This window comes from Enhydrobacter aerosaccus, from assembly GCF_900167455.1.
Classification (GTDB): domain Bacteria; phylum Pseudomonadota; class Alphaproteobacteria; order Reyranellales; family Reyranellaceae; genus Reyranella; species Reyranella aerosaccus.
In genome coordinates, this window is the sequence record NZ_FUWJ01000010.1 from 190,352 (window position 1) to 212,527 (window position 22,176).

Genomic DNA, 22,176 nt, shown 5'->3' on the forward strand with positions numbered 1-22,176 from the left:
CCCCGACCGGAAAGGACGGGGGCTTTTTCGAGCGCTCCGACCTTTTAGCGAGGATTAACGTGGCCGCAAGCCGGTCGGCTCAAATTCCACGAGGACGCCTCTATAGGCTCGATGCCTGGCAGGCGCAAGCGCTTTTGCGGCCGCCGCCGATCCCGACGGCGGGCCGCAATGCTCCTAGTGCTTCTGTTTTGCCAGCGACTGCTCGCGCAACTTGCTGAGCGTGATGCGCGAGGTGAGCGCCTCCGGATCGGTCTTCACATGGATGATGGCGGGCTTGCCCGCCGCCAGCGCGCGCTCGAAGGCCGCCTCGAAGTCGGCGGTACGTTCCACCGTCTCCCCATGACCGCCGAAGGCGCGGGCATAGGCGGCGAAATCGGGATTCTTGAGTTCGGTGCCATGCACGCGGGTCGGATACTCGCGCTCCTGATGCATGCGGATCGTGCCATACATGCCGTTGTCCACGACGACGATCACGACATTGGCGCCGTGCTGAACCGCTGTCGCGAACTCCTGCCCGTTCATCAGGAAGCAACCGTCGCCTGCGAAGGACACGACCATGCGATCGGGCTGCGCGATCTTGGCCGCCACCGCCGCCGGCACGCCGTAGCCCATCGCGCCACTGGTCGGCGCGAGCTGGGTGCGGAAGCCGCGATACTGGAAGAAGCGGTGGACGAAGGCGGCATAGTTGCCGGCGCCATTGGTGACGATCACGTCGTCCGGCAGGCGCTTGTTCAGCCAAGCGATCACTTCCGTCATGTTGACGGCGCCGGGCTGCTCGTTGGGTTCGATGTTCTTGAGATAGGCCGCGCGTCCGGCCTCGACATGCGCCTTCCAGCGCGAACCGTCGACCGGCTTCATGGTCCTGGCGGCACGGGCGAAGTGCGCCATGCCGCTGTTGATCGGCAGCGTCGCCTCGAACACCCGGCCGAGTTCCTCGGCGCCGGCATGAACATGCACCAGCTTCTGCCTGGGCACCGGAATGTCGAACAGCGTGTATCCCGCCGTGGTCGCTTCGCCGAGCCGCGGCCCGATCGCCACGATGAGATCGCAGCCCTTGATCCGCTCGGCCAGCGGCGGGCTGGCGCCGACACCGAGATCGCCGACAAAGTTGGGATGGCGATTGTCGAGCAGATCCTGGTTGCGGAAAGCAGTCGTGACCGGAAGGTTGTTGGCCTCGATGAAGGCCCGAATGTCGGCGCAGGCCTGCGCCGTCCAGCCGCCGCCGCCGAGGATCACCATCGGCTGGCGCGCTTCCTCGAGGAGCGCACGGAGCGTCGCCATGTCCTCCGGTGACGGCGCACCGCGGGCGATCTTGTAGGGAATCGCGTCGGCGACTTCGACCTCGTCGGTCAGCATGTCTTCGGGCAAGGCCAGGACAACAGGTCCGGGCCGGCCATTGACGGCACGATGGAAGGCCTGGCTCACCAATTCCGGAATGCGACGGGCATCCTCGATCTGAGCTACCCATTTCGCCATCTGCCCGAACATGCGGCGATAATCGATTTCCTGGAACGCCTCGCGCTCGGCCTGCTCCCGCGCCACCTGCCCGACCAGCAGGATCATGGGCGTCGAATCCTGGAAGCCGGTATGCAATCCAATGCTGGCATTGGTCGCGCCCGGTCCGCGGGTGACAAAGCAGATGCCGGGCTTGCCCGTGAGCTTGCCGTAGGCTTCGGCCATGTTCGCAGCACCGCCTTCCTGCCGGCAGATCACGTACCGTATCGAATTGCGCTGCGCATAAAGCGCATCCAGCGCGGCGAGATAACTTTCTCCGGGAACGCCGAAGATCGTTTCGGCGCCATGAATACGCAGTTGATCGATCAAGACCTGCGCGCCGCTGCGGCGGGCGTGTGTCGTCTGCATGTTATTCCCTTAGTTCGTAGGTGAGAGCGACCTTGGCACCAATATCTTGTTGGTCGTCATCGTCAATAATCTCGGCGCTTCTGCAAAAAGATCCGCCATTGCCGTGTCGCCATCGTGATCGACGCCACGTCGGATCGGCAATCTCCTTAATCCTTCTTGGCCCGAATATGTACGATTTCGTTCATCGTGCGATGCAGAGCGGACGGAAACACTCGGCAGCCGGAAGCTTTGTCACCGTCGACATGAACGCATTCACGGCGACGGCCGGCCGACGACTGCAGAAGCGAATCGTGCGATCGCGAGCGGGCGATTCTCTCTTCCTCGATGTCCTCTCCATCCCACAATTTTCCGTGGTGATTATGTGACTTGCAGACATGCAGATCGACCCTTGTAGACTCGGGCGCAGAATCAGCGCATAAGTGCGGCATAGCGACACTGGCCGAGGAGTATCTTCGAGGAGTCCTCGGCAAAGACGCAAGAGCGCGATCTTGGTCAACGTCTTCCCGTGAGCTTCTTGGTCTTCAATCGTCAAAGGTCTACGTATCGCTCGGACGTCACGTCCAGCAAGCGCGTGCCGGATTCCGCTCTCTCCTTCCTCCAGCCCAGAGCCTTGAATGAGTCGTAAATTGTTTGTGGGCAATCTGCCCTACTCGGTTACGTCCGAGCGTCTACAAGAAGCTTTCTCCCAGTTCGGGACCGTTGCCTCTTCGAAAGTGATCGTGGATCGTGAAACAGGCCGCAGCCGCGGCTTTGCCTTCCTCGAGATGGAAACAGATGAACAGGGTGCTGCAGCGATGCAGGCCATGAACGGTGCGCTGCTTGATGGTCGTTCGATCGCTGTCCGGGAAGCCGTCGAGCGGCAGCCTGGCGGTGGTGGCGGCGGCGGCTTTGGCGGCGGCGGCGGTGGTGGCGGCGGATTCCGTCCGCGCGGCCCGCGTCCGCCCTACGGCGGCGGCGGCGGTGGTGGCGGCTACGGCGGCGGCGGTGGCGGTGGCTATCGCGGCGGCGGCGGTGGTGGCTACGGCGGCGGCGGTGGCGGCGGTGGATACCGCGGCGCCGGCGACGGTGGCCCGATGCGTGATCGGCGCGCCGATTTCTCCGGCGGTCCCCCAGCCCCTGGTGGCTACGATGCTGGCGGCGGGGGCGGTGGCGAAGTGGCCCGCCCGCAGCGTCGCCGCGATGGCGGTGGCCCGCGCCGGGAGCGCGATTACGAGCCGCGCAAGCGTGGCTTCGACGACGATCAATAGGTCGTCGCGCAATAGTGAACATAGACGCCGGGGCACCACCCCGGCGTTTTTTGTTGAGCCCTGCCGGCCGATGCTATGCTGGTTGCCAGCAGAGAGGCGGCGGCATGAGGCGACGAACGGCGCTCCTTGGTTCGCTGGCGGCACTGGCGTCGCCTCTGCCCGCTCGCGCCGACACACCGGTGGATCTCGAGCTGGTGCTTGCCGTCGACGTGTCCCGCTCCATCGACGAGATCGAAGCCGACCTGCAGCGGCGCGGCTATGTCGAGGCTTTGACCGACGAGCGGATCATCACCGCCATCCTCTCGGGCGAGAACAAGTGCATTGCGCTCAGTTATGTCGAATGGGCGGGTACGCAGTATCAGTCCGTCGTCATCGACTGGACCGTGATCGACAGCGCGCCGGCGGCACGCCGAATCGCGGACAGGCTCGCCGAGGCGCCGCGCACCTCGCAGAGCTGGACCGCCATCGGCGCGGCACTTGCCTTCGCCGGCTCGCACTTCGACCGCTCGGGCACCCAGTCACGCCGGCGCGTCATCGATATCTCCGGCGACGGACGTACCAACGAAGGGCCGCCGGCCGAGTTGGTCCGCGACATGCTGGTCGCGCAGGGCATCGTCATCAACGGCCTGCCCGTCATGATGAACCGCAGCAATTTCGGCCGCCCGCCCGATTTCGAGCTCGACAAATACTACGAGCAGAACGTGATCGGCGGCCCCGGCGCCTTCATCATTCCCGCCGCCAATTTCAACGATTTCGGCCGCGCGGTTCGGAGCAAGCTGGTGCGTGAGATATCGCAGCGGCCATCGAGGCGAATGCCGGCCTGACGGGAAATTTCGCTTCCCCCCCAACGGTCAAACCAGCATCATCCGCGCCGACGCAAAGGGAATGAAGGAATGCTGGCAAACAACCCGGTGACGCAAGCACGTCACGACCTGACCGCGGCCCTCCGGTCCGCCGCACGCCATGGCCTGAACGAAGGGGTCTGCAATCATTTCAGCATGACCGTTCCGGGCCGCGAAGATCTGTTCCTGGTCAATCCGCAGGGCCTGCACTGGTCGGAGGTCAGGCCGTCGGACCTGGTGATGGCCGATGGAGCCGGCAACATCATCGAGGGCCGCTATCCCGTCGAACCGACGGCCTTTTACATCCATGCCCGCCTTCATGCCGGCAACCCCAAGGCAGCCGTCGTCCTGCACACCCACATGCCCTATGCGACGGCGATTACCTCCCTGCGCGACGGACGGATCGAGATGTGCACCCAGAATGCACTGCGGTACTGGAACCGTATCGCCTATGACGACGATTATGCCGGCCTTGCCCTGTCGCCCCAAGAGGGCGACCGCATGACGCGCGCGATGGGCGACAAGGAAATCCTGTTCCTGCGCAACCATGGCGTCATCGTCTGCGGGCCGACCGTCGCCCAGGCCTATGACGACCTCTATTATCTGGAGCGCGCGGCGATGGTTCAGGTGCTGGCCATGCAGACCGGGCGGCCATTGCACATTGTCGACGAGAGCTGCGCACGGCATACCGCTGAACAGGTCGCAGGCGAGGCGCAGCAGGCCTTCCTGCATTTCGACTCGCTCAAGCGCCTGCTCGACCGGGACGAGCCGGGCTGGCACGAGTCGAGTGACTAGGGACTTTGGGGGAGAACGATGCGGACAATGACGATAGTGATGCTGGCCTCGGCTCTGGCCGCTGGCACGGCAGTGGCGCAGGCGCCGCCGAAGCTCGGCCAGCTCGAGATCAAGGCCTATGAGAAGATCCCCAAGACCAAGACGGCCGTCCAGCTCACCAACGATACGGCACTGGGCCGCCACTTGCGCGGGCAGGTGATGCAGGAGCTTGCCAATCGCGGCAACGACGTGGGTTTCAGCGGCGGCAACGTCATGCGCATGGACGTGACCTTTCTCGATCTGCTGGGCCAGGGCGGTTCTGGTGGCCAGGAAATGATCGGCGGTCAGCCGAGCTACGCCGAGAGCGGCGCCAACCCGCGGCCGCAGACGCCGGCCAACCGCGTCCAGCGCCGCGACCTGATCGATATTCCCAAGTCCGGCTCGTCGCTGCGCATCGGCCTCACCCTCTACAACGTGACGACCGGCAAGGTCATGTGGGCCGCGACGTCGTCGTGTCCCGCGGACGGCGGCACCGTACAGCGCGTGGGAGACGCCATGGTGGACGCGATCTTCAGGGCCGCCGACCGCTCCCAGGTTGCCGATGCCGGCTGCCCGCTCTGAAAACCAAACAGACAAATAAAGGAGGAAGGTGACATGCCGCGCCTGGCACCGCTCGATATCGACAAGCTGACACCGGAACAGAAGAAAGTGGCGGACGCCATCGTATCCGGGCCGCGCGGCGGCCTGCGCGGCCCGTTCGAACCCTGGCTGCGCAGCCCGGTTCTCGCCGACCGCGCCCAGAAGCTCGGCGAATATTGCCGCTTCAACAATTCCCTGCCGCGTGACCTGTCGGAACTGGCCATCTGCCTGGTCGGTCGGCATTTCAAGGCGCAGTTCGAATTCTACGCGCATGCCCGCATCGCCAAGGAGGCCGGCCTGGCGCCCGAGATCATCGAGGCCGTGCGCACACGCCAGACCCCGCCTTTCACGCGCGAGGTCGAAAAGGTCATCTACGACTTCGTTACAGAATATCTCGCCACCAACCGCGTCGCCGCGACCAACTACAAGCGAGCGGTCGATGCGTTCGGAGAGCAGGGTGTCGTCGATCTCGTCGGCGTATGCGGCTACTACATGCTGGTCTCGATGACGCTCAATGTCTTCGAGATGCCGCTCCCGCCCGGCGAGCCCGAGCCGCTCGCCTAGCGCCAGCCTACCGCCTACTCCTCGAAGATCGCCACAGCGCGCGTCCAGCCAGCGGACGCGCCGCGGATCTTGTGCGGAAAGCAGGAGATGGTGAAGCCATCGGGCGGCAAAGCCTCGAGATTGTGCAGCTTCTCGAGATGGCAGTAGCCGATGTCGCGACCGGCCTTGTGCCCCTCCCAGATGATCGACGGATCATGGTTCTTGGCCCACTTCTGGGCCGTGAAGTAGAACGGCGCATCCCAGCTCCACGCATCGGTGCCGGTCAGCCGGATGCCACGTTCCAGCAGATAGATCGTGGCGTCATAGCCCATCCCGCAGCCGGCGTTCACATAGTCGTTGTTGCCGTAGCGTGAGCCCGCCCGCGTGTTCACGACAACGATCTCGAGCGGCTTCAACTCGTGACCGATACGCTTCAGCTCGCCCTCGACTTCTGTCGCGGTGATGACATGGCCATCAGGCTTGTCGCGGAAATCGAGCTTCACGCCCGGCTGGAAACACCATTCGAGCGGGACCTCGTCGATGGTGATCGCACGCTCGCCTTTGTTCATCGTCGGATGGAAATGATAGGGCGCGTCGAGATGCGTACCGTTGTGGGTCGAGAGGTTCACGTTCTCGACCGCCCAGCCGGCACCGTCCGGCAGATCTTCCTTCTTCAGTCCTGGGAAGAAGCCGGCGATCTGCCCTGCTGTCTCGTCATGCCTGTGGTAGGCGATTTTCGGACCGAACGGCACAGGATCGGACACGACATCGTTCTCCAGATAGATCGACAGATCGACGAACCGGCGCTTCTTCATTCGATTTCCTCCCGGCAGGCTTGCTGTCCGCCTAGTTTCCGGCTTTGCGCCCGCACGTCAATCGCCGGCACTCCCGGCATGGGCTAAGGTCACGATCGGAGGATCCGATGACCAAGACGCCGTTGTTGCTCGTGCCGGGCCTGTTGTGCTCGCCCCGGCTGTTTGCCCCGCAAGTGGCCGCCCTATCCGACATCGCCGATATCGTCGTGCCCGACTGGCGCAAGGCGCCGCTGTCGATCTTCGACTCCTGGGGGGCCACGGCGCGCTGGATCCTCGACCAGATGCCGCCCGGTCGCTTCGCGCTCGCCGGTCTTTCCCTGGGTGGCATGATCAGCGTCGAGATCATGCAGATCGCCGCCGAGCGCGTAAGCAAGCTCGCTCTTCTCGACACCGGCATGCGGGCACAGAACGACACGGAGAAGGCCATCCGCCGCGCCCGCGTGCGTCTCGCCGACGACGGAAACTTCGAGCTCGTACTGGGCCTGCAACTGGCGCGCTTCCTGCCGGCCTACCGCTTGCCGGACAAGGCGCTGGTCGACGAGGTCATGATGATGTGCCGCGAAACCGGCGTGGAGATCTACAAGCGCCAGGAAGAGCTGGCGGCGGTTCGGGTCGACCGGCGGCCAGACCTGCCGAAGATCACGTGTCCGACCGTCGTCGTCTGCGGCCGCGACGACGTGACGACGCCGCTCGCCTTCTCCGAGGAGATCGCCGCCGGCATCACGGGCAGCGAGTTGGCCGTGATCGAGCAGTGCGGACATCTCGTGACGATGGAGAAGCCCGCGGAAACCAACGCCATCCTGCGGCGCTGGCTCAGCCGATGATCTTCTTGTCCCGCAGCGCCTGGATCTCCGCCTCGCCGAGGCCGGCAACATGGCGCAGCACCTCGCCGGTGTGCTCACCCAGCGACGGCGGGGGCCGCGTGTCGTCCACCGGCGTGTCGGAGAAATGATAATTGGAGCCGATGATCGGTACTTCGCCGACTCGTGAGTGCTTGTAGGTCTTGAGCATGCCGCGGCGGCGCACCTCCGGCTCGTCGAGCGCTTCCTTCATGGTGCGGATCGGCCCCGCCGGCAGGTGGCGGAACTTCTGGGTCCAGTTTTCCTTGGTATCGGTCTTCAGCACGTCTTCCATCAGCTTGGTCAACGCGGCCTTGTTGGCGACACGATTGGCGATGGTGGCGAAGCGCGGGTCCTCGACCCATTCCGGATGGCCCATCGCCTTGCAGGTGTCCACGAACAGCTTCTGGTTGGCGACCGCCATGTAGATCTTGCCGTTCTTGGTATCGAACGAGCTGTTGGGCACCGATGCAAAGTGGCCGTTGCCGGCCCGCTTCGGCTGATCGCCGCCGATGAGATAGTAGGCGCCGAGATTGCCAAGCGAAGCGAGCGCCGTGTCGTAGAGCGCCAGGTCGATGTACTGGCCCTTGCCGGTATCGCGACGCGCGAACAGAGCGGCATTGATGGCCGCGACCGAGTGGATGCCGGTCATGGTGTCGACGATCGCGATCGCATGGCGCAGCCCCTCGCCATTCGCCTCGCCATTGACGCTCATCATGCCCGATTCGGCCTGTAGCACCGGATCGTAGCCCGGCCGGTCGGACAGCGGCCCGGTCTGCCCGTAAGCGGAGATCGAGAGATAGATCAGCCTCGGATACTTCGCCTGCAGGCTCGCATGATCGAGCCCGTATTTCTTCAACACACCCGGCCGGAAGTTCTCGACCAGCACGTCCGCCTTCTCGAGCAGCTTGTGGACGATGGCCTGCCCTTCCGGCTTGGTGAAGTCGAGCGCGATGCTCTTCTTGCCGCGATTGTAGGTCATGAAGAAGTGGCTCTCGCCCTTCTCGCCGCCGGCGCGCGGACCCGCGCCCTTGCGCGTATCATCGCCGCCATCCGGGTTCTCGATCTTGAGCACTTCCGCGCCCATGTCGGCCAGCATCTGCGTGCAGAGGGGACCGGCAATGACTCGCGAGAAATCGACGACACGTATTCCGCTCAGCGGTGGACGACCTGATTCTGCCATTCCGAAACCGTACGGCGACCGACTAATGACTGTCCATCCGTGACGAATTCAATTGGCTGGCTGAACATGGGCTCGTTTCGCACATCGCTCTCTCGCCGCTCGCTTCTGGCACTCCCTCTCCTCGCCGCGCTCCCCGCCCGCGCCGACAGCTGGCCGACGAAGCCCGTGCATATCATCGTCCCTTTCGCGCCGGGCGGATCCGGCGACATCACGGCCCGGCTTGTCGGCAAGTACATGGAGGAGAAGACGGGCCAGCCTTTCGTGATCGAGAACAAGGCCGGCGCCAACGGCATCGTCGGTGTGCTGGCCGTGAAGTCGTCGCCCGCCGATGGCTACACGCTGATGCTGGCCACGACATCGACCAACGCCGCCAACATCCACATGTACAAGAACCCAGGCTACGATCCGGAGAAGGACTTCTCGGTCGTGGGCATCATCGGTGAAAGCGGCGCCTTTCTCGTCGTACCCGCCAACAGCCCCTACAAGACGCTGGCCGACCTGATGGCCTATGCCAAGGCCAACCCCGGCAAGCTCAACTTCGGCTATTTCAATGCCAGTTCTCAGGTTCCGTCCGAAGTGCTGGGCAAGAAGGCCGGCGTCGAATGGCAAGGCGTCGCCTACAAGGCGATCGGCAATGCCTGGAGCGATCTCTATGCCGGCGCCATCCAGTTCATGTGCGTGGATCTCACCGCCGCGCGCGGTCAGGTCGTTTCGGACAAGGCCCGTCCGCTCGCCATCACCCTTGCCGAGCGCAGCCCGCTCTATCCCGATGTACCGACGTTCGCCGAGACCTTTCCTGGCTTCGTCAGCACTGGCTTCCTCGCCATCGCCGTCCCGAAAGCCGTTCCCGAGGACATCAAGCAGCGTCTCAATGAGCTGATCAACGAGGCGATCCTGTCACCCGAGATCAACAAGCGCCTGACACAGGAATTCGCGCTGACGCCGCACAAGCTCGATCTCGCGCAATGCGCCGAGCAGGATCGGAGCGAGCGCGCCAAGTGGGCCGAGTACGTGAAGATCGCCCGCATCGAGCCGCAATAGCGTCCAGCAAACGCGACGGCGCGCTCAGTGCGCGTCCACCGCCACGGCAACACCCGGTTGCGGCCGGCGCAGGATCAGGAGGGTCAGCAGGCTGACCAGGATGCCGACGCCCAGGATCCAGAAGCTGTCGGCATAGGCCATCACCGAGGCGTTCAGGCGGACCTGCTGGGCCAGCACCTGCAGACCGCGCTGCGTCGCCGTATCGAGAGCGGCCCCCTTGCCGACGAAGATCGCGGTCAGGGCCTGCAAGCGCTCCTGCAGCCTGAGACTGTTGGTCGTCATCGCCTCGGCGATCGTCGAGAAATGCACCTCTTCGCGGATCTGCACCATCGTCGACAGCATGGCGATGCCCACCGAGGCACCGAGGTTGCGCATGACGCTGGTGATGCCGGCCGAGTCGGCGGTGTCCCGCCGCGACAGGCCGACGACCGAGAGCTGAGTCAAGGGAATCGTTGCCAGCGGCTGTCCGGCCGCGCGCAGGAGCTGCGGCAGGATGAGCTGATCCATCGCCGTGTTCGGCGACATGTCGACATTGATGAAGCAGCTCCCGGCGAACATCAGCAGCCCAAGGCCGACCAAGAGGCGCAGGTCGACCTTGCGCATGAGGAAGGGCATCAGCGGCAGGAGGAACAGCTGCGGGATGCCGCTCCACATCACCACTTCGCCGATTTGCTGGGCGTTGTAGCCCTGGATCTGCGCCAGGTAGGACGGAATCAGATAGAGGCTGCCGAAGGCGGTCGCGCCGAACACCGCCATCAGGATGCCGGAGCCTCCGACCGACGGATTGGCGAACAGGCGCAGGTTGATGAAGGGCTTGTCTGTCGTGAGTTCGGCGATGATGAAGATCGCCGTGCCCAGGACTGCAGCGATCGTGCCGACGACGATCATCTGCGAATCGAACCATTCTTCGCGTTGCCCTTCCTCCAACACGAAGATCAGCGAGCTGAGTCCGATCGCCATCGAGACAATGCCGAGCCAGTCGCCCTGCCTCAGTTCGCCCAGCCGCATCGGCTCACGATCGAGGGCATAGAGCTGCAAGGCGATGGCGAGCAGGGCCGGCGCCACGTTCAAATAGAAGATGTACTGCCAGCTGAGATTCTCGGTCAGCCATCCGCCCACAGTCGGACCGATCGCCGGCGCGAACGTCGCCACCATGCCGAACAGCGCGACACCGACCGGCTGTTTGGCCGGTGGCAGGCGCGACCGCACGATGGTGATCGCGGTCGGGATCAGGACGCCGCCGGTGAGGCCCTGTCCGGCCCGGAACAGGATCATCTCGGTGAGCGACGTCGACATCGCGCACAGGATCGAGAAGACGACGAACAAGGCCGAGAAGGCGCTCAGGAACACACGCAAGCTGAAGGCACGCGACAACCAGCCGCTCAGCGGGATGATGATGATCTCGGCCATGAGATAGCCGGTCGAAATCCAGCTTCCTTCCGCTGGCGTGGCGCCGATGGCGCCGCCGATCTCAGCCAGGGAGGCATTGGTGATCTGGATATCGAGAATCGCCATGAAGGCGCCCAGGATGCCGCCGCCCACGGCGATCCAGTCGCGTAGTGACGCCTCAGGGGTCGCGCCCTTCATGGAGCCGCCCTTCATTGCGCGGCCTGAACGCGGCCTCGGCTCGAAGTCGGTTCACGCGCCACGGCCCTTGCCGCCGCAGTCGGGCGAATGTCGACAGTGGCGGTCGCGGACAAGCCGGGCCTGATCTTCGCGACCAAGGGATTCTTGGGATCGAGCAGGATCTTCACCGGAACGCGTTGCACGATCTTGGTAAAGTTGCCCGTGGCGTTTTCGGGGGGCAGCAGAGCGAACTGGGCGCCGGTGCCCGGAGCCAGGCTCTCGACCGTGCCGTCGATGGTCTGGCCCGGGAACGTGTCGAGCTCGATACTCACGGGCTGGCCGCGAGTCATATGGCCCGTCTGCGTCTCCTTGAAGTTTGCGACCAGGTAGACGCGGTCAGTAGGCACCACGCTCATGAGCTTCGCACCAGCCTGGACAAGCTGCCCCTGCCGCACGCTGCGGTCGCCGACGACACCGTCGACCGGAGCGACGATCGTCGTGTATTCGAGATTGATCCGCGCCTGCGTAAGCGTGGCGTTCTTGGCGGCTATGGTGGCGTCGGCCTGGCGACGCTGGGTCTGCAGCACCGCGGTATGCGCTTCGGCCGCCCGGACGGCGGCCAGATCGCGCTCCAGCACGGCCTTCTTCTGCGCCAGATCAGCCTCCGCCTGCTGGTTACGCTGGGCGCTGCCCACGCCAATGCGGGCAAGATCGCCGTAGCGGCGCGACTCCTGTTCGGAGAAGGTGATCGCCGCCCTGTCGGCTTCGACTGCGGCCTTCATCTGGGCGATGGTCGATTGCTGTTCGGCCAGCAAGGCATCGATATTGGCCGCGGTCGCCTCCGCGTTCTGCAGGTCTGCCGCGGCGCTGTCGACGGCGGTCTGATAGTCGCGAGGATCGATACGCGCCAGCACGTCGCCCTTCGCGACGCGCTGATTGTCCTCGACATTCAGCTCGATGACATAGCCCGCCACCTTAGGCGCGACGGTCACGTTATCGGCGCCCAGATAGGCGTCGTTGGTGGTCTCGTAGAAGCGGCCGATCAGGAACCAGTAGGTGCCATAGCCGCCGCCCAGGACGAGAACGACGGCTGCCAGTGCGCCCAGCCAGCGGCGACGTCGGCTGCGGTTTTCGGTAGCCCGGCGTGCTTCGGGCGCCACGGGCGGCATCGAATAGGAAGCGTTGTCCAGCTTCACCTCGGGCGGCATCGACGAACCGTCCACGAATCTGCTCCTTTACACACGGTCTCTGCATTAAGGCCGCTTCCGGCCAGCTTGATGTATCTCGCGTGTTAAGTCGCTTTATCAAGTAGGGTTGATGATCAGACAAAGTCTTCTATATGATACCTACATCAAACGTCGATTTCCCCGGAGGAGCCCATGACCCTCAACCTCGATGACATTCCCAAGGATCCGGCCGTCGTCAAAGCCGCCCAAACCGAATTCCGACGTGCTGTCGGGATGATCAATGGCCGCTGGAAACTCGAGATCCTTTGGCTGCTCAGCCAGGGTGTGCATCGCTTCGGCGAACTGAAGCGCGGGCTGCCGGGCATCACTCAGCACATGCTGACGGCCCAGCTCCGCGGCCTGGAAAAGGACGGATTGGTGAAGCGCACCGTCTATGCCGAGGTGCCGCCGCGGGTGGAGTACGAAATCACGCCCGCCGCCCGGAAACTGCGGCCGATCTTCATCGAGATCGTGAAATGGGCAGAGGAGCGCAAGGCCGAGCGGCCGGAGGAGCGCAGCCCGGAGACGACCGATCAACCCAAGGCCGAAGAGCAACAGCAGGGCGTCTAGGCGCGGGTCGCGTTAATCCCCCCATGCCGGATCGTCCGTCCGACCGACTGCGCCGTCTCTAGCGACGGCGGTCGAGCACTTCCATCAACTCATCGATCTTGGTCTGCCGGTCGCGCTCGGATCCGGCGTGGAAGGCATGCGCCACGCAATGCTGCAGGTGGTCGTGCAGGATCTCCTGCTCGACTTTGTCGAGCGCTGCCCGCACCGCACGGACCTGGTTGATGACATCGATGCAGTAGCGGTCTTCCTCGACCATGCGCGCCACGCCTCTGACCTGACCCTCGATCCGGCTCAGCCGCGCGAGCTGCGTCTTCTTTACACGTTCATCCATGCCTTGAACCATACCCCTGTAGGGTATAGCTTGGCAAGCATGACCAAGAATTGCTGCCATCACGACCATCATCACGATCACGCCCCCTCCGATACGGCGATCGATCCCGTCTGCGGCATGAAGGTGAAGATCGCCGGCGCGAAGAGCACCACGGTTCACGGCGGCCAGACGTATTACTTCTGCAATCCCAAATGCCTGGCCAAGTTCACCGCCGAGCCGCAGCGCTACCTGAAGGCGTCGGAAGAGCAGCTGGCTGCGGCGGCATCGTCGGAGAATGCGATCGATCCCGTCTGCGGGATGAAGGTCAAGATTGCCGGCGCGAAGAACACCACGGTTCATGGCGGCCAGACCTATTACTTCTGCAATCCCAAGTGCCTGGCGAAATTCACGGCCGAGCCTGAGCGCTACTTGAAGCCAGCGGAGGAACGGCCGGCACCGCCGCCGACTACGCCGGGCGCAATCTACACCTGCCCGATGCATCCGGAGATTCGTCAGGTCGGTCCAGGCAGCTGCCCGATCTGCGGCATGGCGCTCGAGCCGGCCGAGATCACCCTCGACCAGGGACCGAACGAAGAGTTGATCGACATGACGCGCCGTCTGTGGATCGGCGGTGCGCTGGCCGTTCCGCTCGTCGTGCTCGACATGGGCGGCCACATTGTCGACCTCCATGCGGTGTTGCCGCACGGCTCGTTGAACTGGATCGAGCTCGTTCTCGCGACGCCGGTCGTGCTGTGGGCCGGCTGGCCGTTCTTCGTCCGTGGCGTCGAGTCGGTTGCGCGCCGTGCCTTCAACATGTTCACCCTGATCGCGCTCGGCACTGGCGCCGCTTGGCTCTACAGCCTCGTGGCGACCCTGGCTCCGGGCCTGTTTCCAGCCTCGTTCCGCGAAGGTGACGGATCGGTGCCAGTCTACTTCGAGGCTGCGGCCGTCATTGTCGTTCTGGTCCTGGTCGGGCAGGTGCTGGAACTGCGGGCGCGTGATGCGACATCTGGCGCGATCAAGGCCCTGCTGGGGCTCGCCCCCCGCACGGCCTTGCGGGTCGGCCCGCAGGACCGGGACGAAGAGGTACCGCTCGAGGCCATCGCCGTGGGCGATCTGCTGCGGGTCCGGCCCGGCGAGAAAGTGCCGGTCGACGGCACGGTGCGCGACGGTCGCGGCTCGGTCGATGAATCGACCATTACCGGCGAGCCGATGCCCGTCACCAAGGAGCCTGGCGCGAAGGTGGTGGGCGGCACCGTCAATCGCAGCGGCGCTTTCGTGATGATGGCCGAGCATGTCGGTGCCGACACGGTGCTGGCGCGCATCGTCAAGCTGGTCGCCGAGGCGCAACGCAGCCGGGCTCCCATCCAGCGTCTCGCCGACGTCGTGGCCGGCTGGTTCGTACCCGCCGTCGTGGTCACTGCCGTCATCGCCGCCGCGGCATGGGCAATCTGGGGGCCGGCACCCGTCTTCAGCCACGCGCTGCTTGCGGCCGTGTCGGTCCTCATCATCGCCTGCCCCTGCGCCCTGGGCCTGGCGACGCCCATGTCGATCATGGTCGGCGTCGGCCGCGGCGCGTCCGTCGGCGTGTTGATCCGCAATGCCGAGGCGCTGGAGCGACTGGAGAAAGTCGACACGCTCGTGTTCGACAAGACCGGTACCCTGACGCTCGGAAAGCCGTCGGTGTCAGCAGTCACGGGAACGACGATGTCGGAAGCGGAAGTTCTGCGGCTCGCGGCTAGCCTCGAACGGGGCAGCGAACACCCGATCGCGACGGCGATCCTCGAAGCGGCCCGCGCCAGGAATGTTCCGCTCGCCGATGTCTCGGACTTCGAGTCTCCTGCCGGCCGCGGCGTCGCCGGGACGACCGAGGGCAAGCACGTGGTCCTCGGCAATGCCCGCTTCCTGGCCGAGCGCGGCATTACGGTCGCGGCCCAACCCGATACCGAAGCGACCACCGTGCTACTTGGCGTCGACGGCACGCATGCAGGCTCGATCTCGGTCAGCGATCCGATCAAGGAGACGGCGCCCACCGCCCTCGCCACCTTGCGCGGCGATGGCCTGCGCCTGGTCATGCTGACCGGCGACAATCGGCGCACCGCCGAGGCCGTCGCCCGTCAGCTCGGCCTCACCGAGATCGAGGCTGAGGTCCTGCCCGAGGACAAGGCCCGCATCGTCCAGCGGCTGCGCAGTGAGGGCCGAATTGTCGCCATGGCCGGCGATGGTATCAATGACGCCCCTGCCTTGGCGGCGGCGGATGTCGGGATCGCGATGGGAAGCGGTACCGATATCGCCATTGAAAGTGCGGGAATTACCCTGGCCAAGGGAGAACTTTCCGGGATCGTGCGCGCCCGCAGGTTGTCACAAGCAACCATGCGCAATATTCGGCAAAATCTGGTGTTCGCGTTCATCTACAACGTAGCCGGCGTTCCCGTCGCGGCTGGCTTGCTCTACCCCGTCTTTGGCCTGCTGCTCAGCCCGGTGATGGCGGCGGCGGCAATGTCGCTGAGTTCTGTCAGCGTCATCGGCAATGCCCTGCGGCTGCGGCGGCTCCGGCTCTGACGGACCGGAAGGTAAGGACCGTAATAGGGAGAACACCACGACACTGTCACAATGCCGTCCTGTCTTTGGCTCCTGATCGCGGGCTTGGGAAAGATGGTCACAGGAAAGTTCGATTATCTCGTCAACGTGTCCGAAGCGGCTTTCCAGAGCATGGTCATCGCCACGATCGAAAGCTTTCTGGTCCCCGGCCGGGCTGGCAAATCGGGACGGCTCACGCGGCAGCGAGAGACGTTTGGATTGTTGTGGGGCTACGAGACCACGACTGCGAGCAAGGGGCGCTGCTTCAATGTCGACGTGGCGATCGTCGACGCCAATGCCGAGCGCGGCCATAGCTCCGTGATCCCCTCGCGCGGCCTCGAGACCATCAACAAGGCCCTGCCGACCTACTGGCCGAATCTGAGGTTCCTGGGCGACTTCCACAGCCATCCCTGGACGGCGCGCGAGCAATGGCCGAACCGCCCGTTCCTGTCGGAAGAAGATCGCAGCAGCATCGAAAACAATCCGAGCTACGCCAAGCTCGGCTTGCGCGTCGCGCTGCTGCTCAATGTGCAGAAGCTCGCCAAGAAAGGCCGTATGATGCCGGTGTTCTCCCACGACAACACGCTCGAGTTCCGCCTCAACGACCTCAGGATGAGCCTCGCTGCCTGGGTCGCCTGCCCCGTCCGCAACGGATCGCGCGAGGAAGCGCTCTATGTCATTCCGCGACCCGGGCGCACCGCCCACGACAAATGGAAGCGCGAGCCCTGGCATGTGAAATATCGCTTCCTCGACAAGAAGCGCGTCTGGCTGAACGCGCCCGTGCACAATTTCCTGACGCCGCTTGGCGACTGATTACTGCGCGGCGGCCTCGATCAGCTTGTCGTCGTTGGACACCATGCTCCTCTTCTCGGCGCCCCACAGCTTGCGGGTGGCCTTGAAGCGCGACAGCAGGAATTCACCGGACTGCACCGGCGGATACTGAACCTCGGACTCCGGTACGCCGAGATCGCGAGGATCGACGATGGTGCGGAAGTTGGGATTGCAGAATAGCGGCATGGAATAGCGCGGCATGTCGCGCAGATGCACCACCCGATGCACCGTCGCCTTGAAGCGACCGTTGGTCCAGCGCTTCATCAGCTCGCCGATATTGATCACGAAGCTGCCACGCAAGGGAGCGGCCTGCATCCAGTTGCCATCCTTGCCCATGACCTCGAGACCGCCCAGGCTGTCCTGCCACAGGATCGTGACGATGCCATGGTCGGTGTGCGGCCCCGACGCCTGATCGGAGATGTGCAGGCCGGCATTGCCGAGATAATGATTGATGACCATGTCGGCCACCGGCTTGGTGAAATGGCGGGTGAAGAAGTCGACCGGCTGGCCCAGGTAGAGCGCGAAGCCTTCGAGGATCTTCATGCCGAGCTTGTAGGTCTCCCCATAGTAGGTCTCGATGGCCTCCCGGAATCCCGGCAGCTCCGGCCAGTTGTTGGGCGCATAGAGCGGCGTGCCCGCTTTCACTTCGGGATCGTCCTCGGTTACCGGGAAGCCGAGATCGAAGCTGTCGCGTGCGTTGGTCTTGCCGTTGCGATGCACGCTGTCCCATACGTCGCGATAGCCGCGATTGTTGCTGTCGGCCTTGACCTTGAGGCGCTCCTGCTCGGGCAGATGGAAGAACGTATCGGCCATGGCCACGGCACGGTCGATGATCTCGACCGGGACGTTGTGGTTCACGGCATAGAAGAAGCCGATATCATCGCAGGCAGCGCCAATCCTGGCTGCCGCCGCCTTCTGCGCCACCGGATCCGATGAGTAGAGTCCCGCCACGTCGACTACGGGGATCCCGGCGGGAACCGACTGTTGTAGGGCCGAAAGACCTGCTGCCACTCCTGCCTCCATCGTCATGATGTCTAACTGCGTCGAGAATCACCGGTCCGCCAATCGAGCCGCCGTCCCAGCCAGTGGACGAAGGTGTAGATCACGAAGGACAGGCCGGTCGCCAGAAGGGCGACGGCATAGACCTCGTCGCCCCTGTAGTTCTGCATGGCGTGGTTGATGACGTAGCCGAGGCCCGTCGATGAAATCATCCATTCCGCCGCGATCGCCACGATGATCGAGCCCGAACCGGTGATCTCCTGCGCCGAGATGATCGACGGTATGGCATAGGGCAACCTGACCTGACTGAAAGTCTGCCACCAGCTGGCGTTCAGGATGCGCATGCGATCGAGCTGGACCTCATCGGCCGACCGCAGCCCCTGCAGCGTGTTCACCAGCACCGGGAAGAACCCGGATAGCGCCACGATGGCCGTCTTGCTGAGGATCGAGTCGCCGAAGGCCAGCATCAATACCGAGATCAAGGCGATATAGGGCACATTGCGCAGCGTGATCGCCGCCGGCAGCAGCATGTGGCGCGTCGGCGGCAGAACATCGAAAAGGACCGCGAGGCCGATGCCGGCAATATTCGCCCAAATGAATCCAATCGCCGACACTTCCAGTGTGGCGAGGAGATTCTCGAAGATGAAGCTGTGCTCCACCCACAGCACGTCCAGCACCCGCTCCGGACGCGGGATGACGAAGGCCGGCAGACCGGAAAACCAGATCGCGAGGTACCAGAGCAGCAGCACGGACCCGATCGGCGCGATGACACGCAGCGTCACCAGGCCGAGCCTCGACACGAGCCGTGAAGCCTTCGCTTCCGACATGGTCGGTGTCTCTGCAAGAGCCATATCGGAAGGCATCAGGCGGCCCGTCCTTCCGGGACCCGGTGCATCAGCAGATTACGCACATGCCCGGTGATGGCGACGAAGCGGGGATCCTGCCGGAATGACGGATCGCGCGGCCGCGGCACTGGCACGGACACCACCTCCAGCACACGCCCCGGCGCCGGCGAGAATACCAGCAGCCGGTCGGCCAACATCACCGCCTCATCGATATGATGCGTGACGAACAGCACAGTCTTTGGCCGCAGGCTGAGCTCACGGTCGAACCATTCGCCGATCTCCTCCCGCTTCATTTCGTCGAGCGCCGAAAAAGGCTCGTCCATCAGCAGCACGGACGGATCGTGGGCCATGGCACTGGCGATGTTCACGCGCTGCAGCATCCCGCCGGAAAGCTGCCGCGCCCGTTTGTTTTCGTGGCCGGCCAATCCGAATTCGCCCAGCACCTTGGCCGGATCGAAGCCGACGCGGCCAGCGATCTTCTGTGTGAAGCGCACGTCGTCGATCGCACGTTTCCACGGCAGCACAGCCGGTCGCTGCGACACGAGGCCGAGCAGGCGCTTGCGGCGCGCTTCGGCGGCCGTGTCCGCACCGATGCGCACCTCGCCGGTCGATGGTGCCTGCAGATCGGCGACGATGCGCAGCAAGGTGGTCTTGCCGCAGCCCGATGGTCCGACCAGGGCGATGAACTCGCCGGCCGCGATCTCCAGATCCACAGGACGCAAGGCCCAGGTCTCGCCGAAGCGACGCGACACGTTGCGGATGGAGATCGCCGCGGCCATCAGGGCAGGCTCGGCTTGGCGATGTAGGCGTCCGTCATCACCTCGGCTGCGGGGATGATCCTGGGAATCTGATCGCCCTCCTTGAGGAAGCCGATCATCTGATCCCAGATCGCCGGACTCATCCACAGCAAGCCGTTCTTCTTCGTGTCATCGCTCTGGAACAACGGGTTCTGCAGCTTGAAGCGCCATTTGAGCTTGTTCACATCCTCGATCTGGCCGGGGAATTTGGCCAGCAGCTCGGCCGATTCGTCGGGATGATCGATGACGTACTGCATTCCCTTGGCGACGGCGCTCAGATAGTGCCGCACCAGTTCGGGATTCTTCTTCAGGAGATCGGTGGAGGTGAAGATGACGTCGGTATAGGCGGGGATGCCATAGTCGGCGAAGCGCATGGCCTTCCAGCTCTTGCCCTTCACCGTCGGCGGCGCGTCGGGCTTCGCGGCTTCCTGCTCGATCTGGTAGGTCTGGTTCACGACCCAGCCGGAGAAGAAGTCGATCTTGCCGACCATCAACGGTTCGACGGTCGCATTGACCTGCACCAGCTTCACCTTGCTCTCGTCGACGCCGTTCTTCTTGGTGAAGGCATGGAACATGAACTCGGAACCGGCTTGCACGCCGACCGTCTTGCCTTCCATGTCCTTGGGCTTCGGGGCCGGCGCGTCGGGCGCTGCGATGCTGAGATAGGCCGAGGGAGCCTGCTGGAACAGAGTGCCGACCGCGACCACGTCGACAGGATCCTTGGCGAGCCGCGCTGACACCAGCATCATGCCGTTGGTCGCCAACCCGAACTGGGCCTGGCCGACGGCGACGATGGGGATCGGATTCTTGCCCGGACCGCCATCGACGGTCTTGTGGTCGATCCCCTCTTCCTTGAAGAAGCCCTTGGCCTCGGCGATCAGGATCGGCGCATATTCGCCAATGCGCAGCCAGCCAAGTTGCGTGACCACAGGCTGCTGGGCATTGGCTTCGAAGGTCCAAAGGCCGGCGACGGCCGCCGCAACGACAGATAAACGACTCGCGAGTCCCATTGCGTCTTCCCCACGCGACTTCCACAACGATTCGCAAACGCAGTCGCGATATCGCTGCAAATGTCGTGCCGGACGAAGGCAGCCTATGTCCGCACTGCGGTCTGGGAAGCGCCCTCCCGTCCGTTACGTCGCGGCCTGACGCCGCTCAGGCTAACCCGAGGGCGTCGCCCGTCAGCCGCCGATAAGCCTCCAGGTATCGTTTGCTCGTGGCATCGACCACTTCCGGAGGCAATTTCGGCGCCGGCGCATCCCCGTTCCAGCGTCCGGCATGGCGCTCTACATCGAGCCAGTCGCGCAGCGGCTGCTTGTCGAAGCTCGGTTGCGGCCTGCCCGGCTGGTAGCCGTCAGCCGGCCAGAAGCGCGAGCTGTCGGGCGTCATGACTTCATCGATCAGAATGATCTCGCCCGCCTTCGTGCGCCCGAATTCGAACTTGGTATCGGCGATGATGATGCCCCGTGCCGCGGCGACATCCCGCCCCTTGGTGTAGACGAGGCGGGTCAGCCGCTCGAGCTCCGCGGTCACGTCGGCTCCCAGGATCTCGCGCATCCGCCCCACGGTGATGTTCTCGTCGTGGCCGCTTTCGGCCTTGGTCGCGGGACTGAAGATCGGCGGATCGAGGCGTCCACTTTCCTGCAGGCCGGCGGGCAGCTTCTCGCCGGCAAGCGTCCCGCTCGTGGCGTATTCCCGCCACGCCGAGCCCGACAGGTAGCCGCGGATCACGCATTCGATCGGGAATACCGTGCCCCGGCGGCACAGCATGGCACGACCGAGCAACGCCTCGCGGTGCCCGGCAAGGGCCGGCACCCGGGCGATGATGTCGTCGGCTTCGGCCGAGATCATGTGATGACGGACGAGCCCCTCGAGCTGGCGAAACCACCAGGCGCTGACCTGCGTGAGAACGGCCCCCTTCATGGGGATCGGTTCCGCCATCACCACGTCGTAGGCGCTTACGCGGTCGGTCGCCACCAGCAGGAGCCGGTCGGCATCGACTTCGTAGACGTCCCGCACCTTGCCTCGGGCGATCCGCTTGAGCGGCAGATCGCTCGTCGTCATCAGCATCATGTTATTTCTCGTTCCTCATCTCGTGGAACACTTCCTTGGCCGTGAGCATTGCCTCACGCACCGACGGAAGACCGATATAGCCGCACAAATGCATCAGCGCCTCGGACAATTCGTCCTCGGTCCAGCCGGTATTGCGCGCCATGCGCAGGTGGATCGCCAGCTCCGGCCAGCGCGCCTGCGCGGTATCTGAGATGACGCAGATCAGCGCTTTCGTCTTGAGATCGAGGCCGGGTCGTGACCAGAGCATGCCGAACACGGCTTCCCGCGCATAGTCGCCGAACTTCTGCATCATCGGATCGTCGTAGACCGTCTTGGCCATCTTGTCGGCCGTAGCCGACCCCATGAGCTGACGGCGGATCTCGGTACCCTTCTTGTAGTACTCGCTCTCGGCCATGTTTCCTCCTTGTGCCCTTCCTCGATGGAAGGCGCTTGCCGCGAAATCGGCAAACCTATGAAAAGCCGCCGATTCCCTATGAGAGGCCTACACCCGCCGGCCGCCGCCTGTCTCGAATTCATATGGCCCGAAGCTCTAATTGTCCGGCGTCGGCGGAGATTTCTCCATGACGTATGTGACATTGCTGGTGCAGACGGCG

The 22,176-nt window shown here is 64.2% G+C and carries 22 protein-coding genes and 1 riboswitch; of the genes, 10 read left to right on the forward strand and 12 right to left on the reverse strand.

Annotated features, from left to right (window positions below; genetic code table 11):
* Positions 1-24 precede the first annotated feature (24 nt).
* A riboswitch (SAM riboswitch) is annotated at positions 25-100 on the reverse strand.
* 74 nt (positions 101-174) lie between these two features.
* The gene (locus B5D62_RS26150) at positions 175-1,863 is read right to left on the reverse strand and encodes a thiamine pyrophosphate-binding protein (protein WP_085936995.1); all 1,689 of its coding nucleotides are present in this window, start codon (positions 1,861-1,863) and stop codon (positions 175-177) included.
* 614 nt (positions 1,864-2,477) lie between these two features.
* Between B5D62_RS26150 and B5D62_RS34220 the strand changes: the two genes are divergently transcribed.
* The 5 genes from B5D62_RS34220 to B5D62_RS26180 all read left to right on the forward strand — a co-directional run bounded on the left by B5D62_RS34220 (position 2,478) and on the right by B5D62_RS26180 (position 5,929).
* Positions 2,478-3,110 carry an RNA recognition motif domain-containing protein gene (locus tag B5D62_RS34220; RefSeq protein WP_085936997.1) on the forward strand — a complete coding sequence of 211 codons (633 nt, stop codon included), beginning with the start codon at positions 2,478-2,480 and terminating at the stop codon, positions 3,108-3,110.
* Between the two features lie 104 nt (positions 3,111-3,214).
* A complete protein-coding gene (locus tag B5D62_RS26165) occupies positions 3,215-3,934 on the forward strand; it encodes a DUF1194 domain-containing protein (protein ID WP_085936998.1) in 720 nt (239 codons plus the stop codon).
* A 69-nt stretch (positions 3,935-4,003) separates the two neighbouring features.
* On the forward strand, positions 4,004-4,747 hold the full coding sequence (locus B5D62_RS26170) for an aldolase (protein WP_085936999.1): 744 nt from the start codon (positions 4,004-4,006) through the stop codon (positions 4,745-4,747).
* Positions 4,748-4,774: 27 nt separating this feature from the next.
* Complete coding sequence (locus tag B5D62_RS26175) at positions 4,775-5,347, forward strand: hypothetical protein (protein WP_139374100.1); 573 nt, start codon at positions 4,775-4,777, stop codon at positions 5,345-5,347.
* 33 nt (positions 5,348-5,380) lie between these two features.
* Complete coding sequence (locus B5D62_RS26180) at positions 5,381-5,929, forward strand: carboxymuconolactone decarboxylase family protein (RefSeq protein WP_085937001.1); 549 nt, start codon at positions 5,381-5,383, stop codon at positions 5,927-5,929.
* Positions 5,930-5,943: 14 nt separating this feature from the next.
* Here B5D62_RS26180 and B5D62_RS26185 read toward each other — a convergent pair whose 3' ends face one another.
* A complete protein-coding gene (locus B5D62_RS26185; protein ID WP_085937002.1) occupies positions 5,944-6,723 on the reverse strand; it encodes a cyclase family protein in 780 nt (259 codons plus the stop codon).
* 107 nt (positions 6,724-6,830) lie between these two features.
* On the opposite strand from B5D62_RS26185, the gene B5D62_RS26190 reads away from it, so the two are divergent.
* On the forward strand, positions 6,831-7,547 hold the full coding sequence (locus B5D62_RS26190) for an alpha/beta fold hydrolase (protein ID WP_085937003.1): 717 nt from the start codon (positions 6,831-6,833) through the stop codon (positions 7,545-7,547).
* On the opposite strand, the gene B5D62_RS26195 is transcribed toward B5D62_RS26190, so the two are convergent.
* On the reverse strand, positions 7,537-8,745 hold the full coding sequence (locus B5D62_RS26195; protein ID WP_085937004.1) for a CaiB/BaiF CoA transferase family protein: 1,209 nt from the start codon (positions 8,743-8,745) through the stop codon (positions 7,537-7,539). The two genes, B5D62_RS26190 and B5D62_RS26195, sit on opposite strands and share 11 nt — an antisense overlap.
* 39 nt (positions 8,746-8,784) lie before the next feature.
* Here B5D62_RS26195 and B5D62_RS26200 point away from each other — a divergent pair, with 39 nt between their 5' ends.
* A complete protein-coding gene (locus B5D62_RS26200; protein WP_139374101.1) occupies positions 8,785-9,786 on the forward strand; it encodes a Bug family tripartite tricarboxylate transporter substrate binding protein in 1,002 nt (333 codons plus the stop codon).
* A 24-nt stretch (positions 9,787-9,810) separates the two neighbouring features.
* Here the strand turns inward: B5D62_RS26200 and B5D62_RS26205 are convergent, their stop codons facing one another.
* A complete protein-coding gene (locus B5D62_RS26205; RefSeq protein WP_085937039.1) occupies positions 9,811-11,373 on the reverse strand; it encodes a DHA2 family efflux MFS transporter permease subunit in 1,563 nt (520 codons plus the stop codon).
* Between the two features lie 11 nt (positions 11,374-11,384).
* Complete coding sequence (locus B5D62_RS26210) at positions 11,385-12,575, reverse strand: HlyD family secretion protein (RefSeq protein WP_231714943.1); 1,191 nt, start codon at positions 12,573-12,575, stop codon at positions 11,385-11,387.
* A gap of 156 nt (positions 12,576-12,731) precedes the next feature.
* Here B5D62_RS26210 and B5D62_RS26215 point away from each other — a divergent pair, with 156 nt between their 5' ends.
* Positions 12,732-13,148, forward strand: a complete 417-nt coding sequence (locus B5D62_RS26215; protein ID WP_085937006.1) for a winged helix-turn-helix transcriptional regulator — start codon at positions 12,732-12,734, stop codon at positions 13,146-13,148.
* Positions 13,149-13,206: 58 nt separating this feature from the next.
* On the opposite strand, the gene B5D62_RS26220 is transcribed toward B5D62_RS26215, so the two are convergent.
* On the reverse strand, positions 13,207-13,479 hold the full coding sequence (locus B5D62_RS26220) for a metal-sensitive transcriptional regulator (protein ID WP_085937007.1): 273 nt from the start codon (positions 13,477-13,479) through the stop codon (positions 13,207-13,209).
* 39 nt (positions 13,480-13,518) lie between these two features.
* Here B5D62_RS26220 and B5D62_RS26225 point away from each other — a divergent pair, with 39 nt between their 5' ends.
* The gene (locus B5D62_RS26225; RefSeq protein WP_139374102.1) at positions 13,519-16,020 is read left to right on the forward strand and encodes a heavy metal translocating P-type ATPase; all 2,502 of its coding nucleotides are present in this window, start codon (positions 13,519-13,521) and stop codon (positions 16,018-16,020) included.
* Positions 16,021-16,071: 51 nt separating this feature from the next.
* On the forward strand, positions 16,072-16,851 hold the full coding sequence (locus B5D62_RS26230; RefSeq protein ID WP_085937008.1) for a hypothetical protein: 780 nt from the start codon (positions 16,072-16,074) through the stop codon (positions 16,849-16,851).
* On the opposite strand, the gene B5D62_RS26235 is transcribed toward B5D62_RS26230, so the two are convergent.
* The 6 genes from B5D62_RS26235 to B5D62_RS26260 all read right to left on the reverse strand — a co-directional run bounded on the left by B5D62_RS26235 (position 16,852) and on the right by B5D62_RS26260 (position 21,977).
* Positions 16,852-17,880, reverse strand: a complete 1,029-nt coding sequence (locus tag B5D62_RS26235) for an isopenicillin N synthase family dioxygenase (RefSeq protein ID WP_170921145.1) — start codon at positions 17,878-17,880, stop codon at positions 16,852-16,854. It abuts the gene before it with no gap.
* 23 nt (positions 17,881-17,903) lie between these two features.
* Positions 17,904-18,695: an ABC transporter permease gene (locus B5D62_RS26240; protein ID WP_170921146.1), complete on the reverse strand. Its 792-nt coding sequence runs from the start codon at positions 18,693-18,695 to the stop codon at positions 17,904-17,906.
* A gap of 35 nt (positions 18,696-18,730) precedes the next feature.
* On the reverse strand, positions 18,731-19,492 hold the full coding sequence (locus B5D62_RS26245; protein ID WP_085937011.1) for an ABC transporter ATP-binding protein: 762 nt from the start codon (positions 19,490-19,492) through the stop codon (positions 18,731-18,733).
* Entirely contained in the window at positions 19,492-20,520 is a 1,029-nt protein-coding gene (locus tag B5D62_RS26250; protein WP_085937012.1) for an ABC transporter substrate-binding protein, read from the reverse strand. Before B5D62_RS26250 ends, B5D62_RS26245 begins: the two co-directional genes overlap by 1 nt.
* A gap of 145 nt (positions 20,521-20,665) precedes the next feature.
* Entirely contained in the window at positions 20,666-21,583 is a 918-nt protein-coding gene (locus tag B5D62_RS26255; protein ID WP_085937013.1) for a phosphoribosylaminoimidazolesuccinocarboxamide synthase, read from the reverse strand.
* A 1-nt stretch (position 21,584) separates the two neighbouring features.
* Entirely contained in the window at positions 21,585-21,977 is a 393-nt protein-coding gene (locus B5D62_RS26260) for a carboxymuconolactone decarboxylase family protein (protein WP_085937014.1), read from the reverse strand.
* Positions 21,978-22,176 lie beyond the last annotated feature (199 nt).

Coding starts and splice junctions, on each gene's coding strand:
- B5D62_RS26225 (WP_139374102.1), top strand. CDS start 13,519: ATGACCAAGAATTGCTGCCATCACGACCATCATCACGATCACGCCCCC.
- B5D62_RS26215 (WP_085937006.1), top strand. CDS start 12,732: ATGACCCTCAACCTCGATGACATTCCCAAGGATCCGGCCGTCGTCAAA.
- B5D62_RS26220 (WP_085937007.1), bottom strand. CDS start 13,479: ATGGATGAACGTGTAAAGAAGACGCAGCTCGCGCGGCTGAGCCGGATC.
- B5D62_RS26205 (WP_085937039.1), bottom strand. CDS start 11,373: ATGAAGGGCGCGACCCCTGAGGCGTCACTACGCGACTGGATCGCCGTG.
- B5D62_RS26230 (WP_085937008.1), top strand. CDS start 16,072: ATGCCGTCCTGTCTTTGGCTCCTGATCGCGGGCTTGGGAAAGATGGTC.
- B5D62_RS26250 (WP_085937012.1), bottom strand. CDS start 20,520: ATGGGACTCGCGAGTCGTTTATCTGTCGTTGCGGCGGCCGTCGCCGGC.
- B5D62_RS26185 (WP_085937002.1), bottom strand. CDS start 6,723: ATGAAGAAGCGCCGGTTCGTCGATCTGTCGATCTATCTGGAGAACGAT.
- B5D62_RS26260 (WP_085937014.1), bottom strand. CDS start 21,977: ATGGCCGAGAGCGAGTACTACAAGAAGGGTACCGAGATCCGCCGTCAG.
- B5D62_RS26195 (WP_085937004.1), bottom strand. CDS start 8,745: ATGGCAGAATCAGGTCGTCCACCGCTGAGCGGAATACGTGTCGTCGAT.
- B5D62_RS26180 (WP_085937001.1), top strand. CDS start 5,381: ATGCCGCGCCTGGCACCGCTCGATATCGACAAGCTGACACCGGAACAG.
- B5D62_RS34220 (WP_085936997.1), top strand. CDS start 2,478: ATGAGTCGTAAATTGTTTGTGGGCAATCTGCCCTACTCGGTTACGTCC.
- B5D62_RS26245 (WP_085937011.1), bottom strand. CDS start 19,492: ATGGCCGCGGCGATCTCCATCCGCAACGTGTCGCGTCGCTTCGGCGAG.
- B5D62_RS26150 (WP_085936995.1), bottom strand. CDS start 1,863: ATGCAGACGACACACGCCCGCCGCAGCGGCGCGCAGGTCTTGATCGAT.
- B5D62_RS26240 (WP_170921146.1), bottom strand. CDS start 18,695: ATGTCGGAAGCGAAGGCTTCACGGCTCGTGTCGAGGCTCGGCCTGGTG.
- B5D62_RS26170 (WP_085936999.1), top strand. CDS start 4,004: ATGCTGGCAAACAACCCGGTGACGCAAGCACGTCACGACCTGACCGCG.
- B5D62_RS26165 (WP_085936998.1), top strand. CDS start 3,215: ATGAGGCGACGAACGGCGCTCCTTGGTTCGCTGGCGGCACTGGCGTCG.
- B5D62_RS26190 (WP_085937003.1), top strand. CDS start 6,831: ATGACCAAGACGCCGTTGTTGCTCGTGCCGGGCCTGTTGTGCTCGCCC.
- B5D62_RS26175 (WP_139374100.1), top strand. CDS start 4,775: ATGACGATAGTGATGCTGGCCTCGGCTCTGGCCGCTGGCACGGCAGTG.
- B5D62_RS26255 (WP_085937013.1), bottom strand. CDS start 21,583: ATGATGCTGATGACGACGAGCGATCTGCCGCTCAAGCGGATCGCCCGA.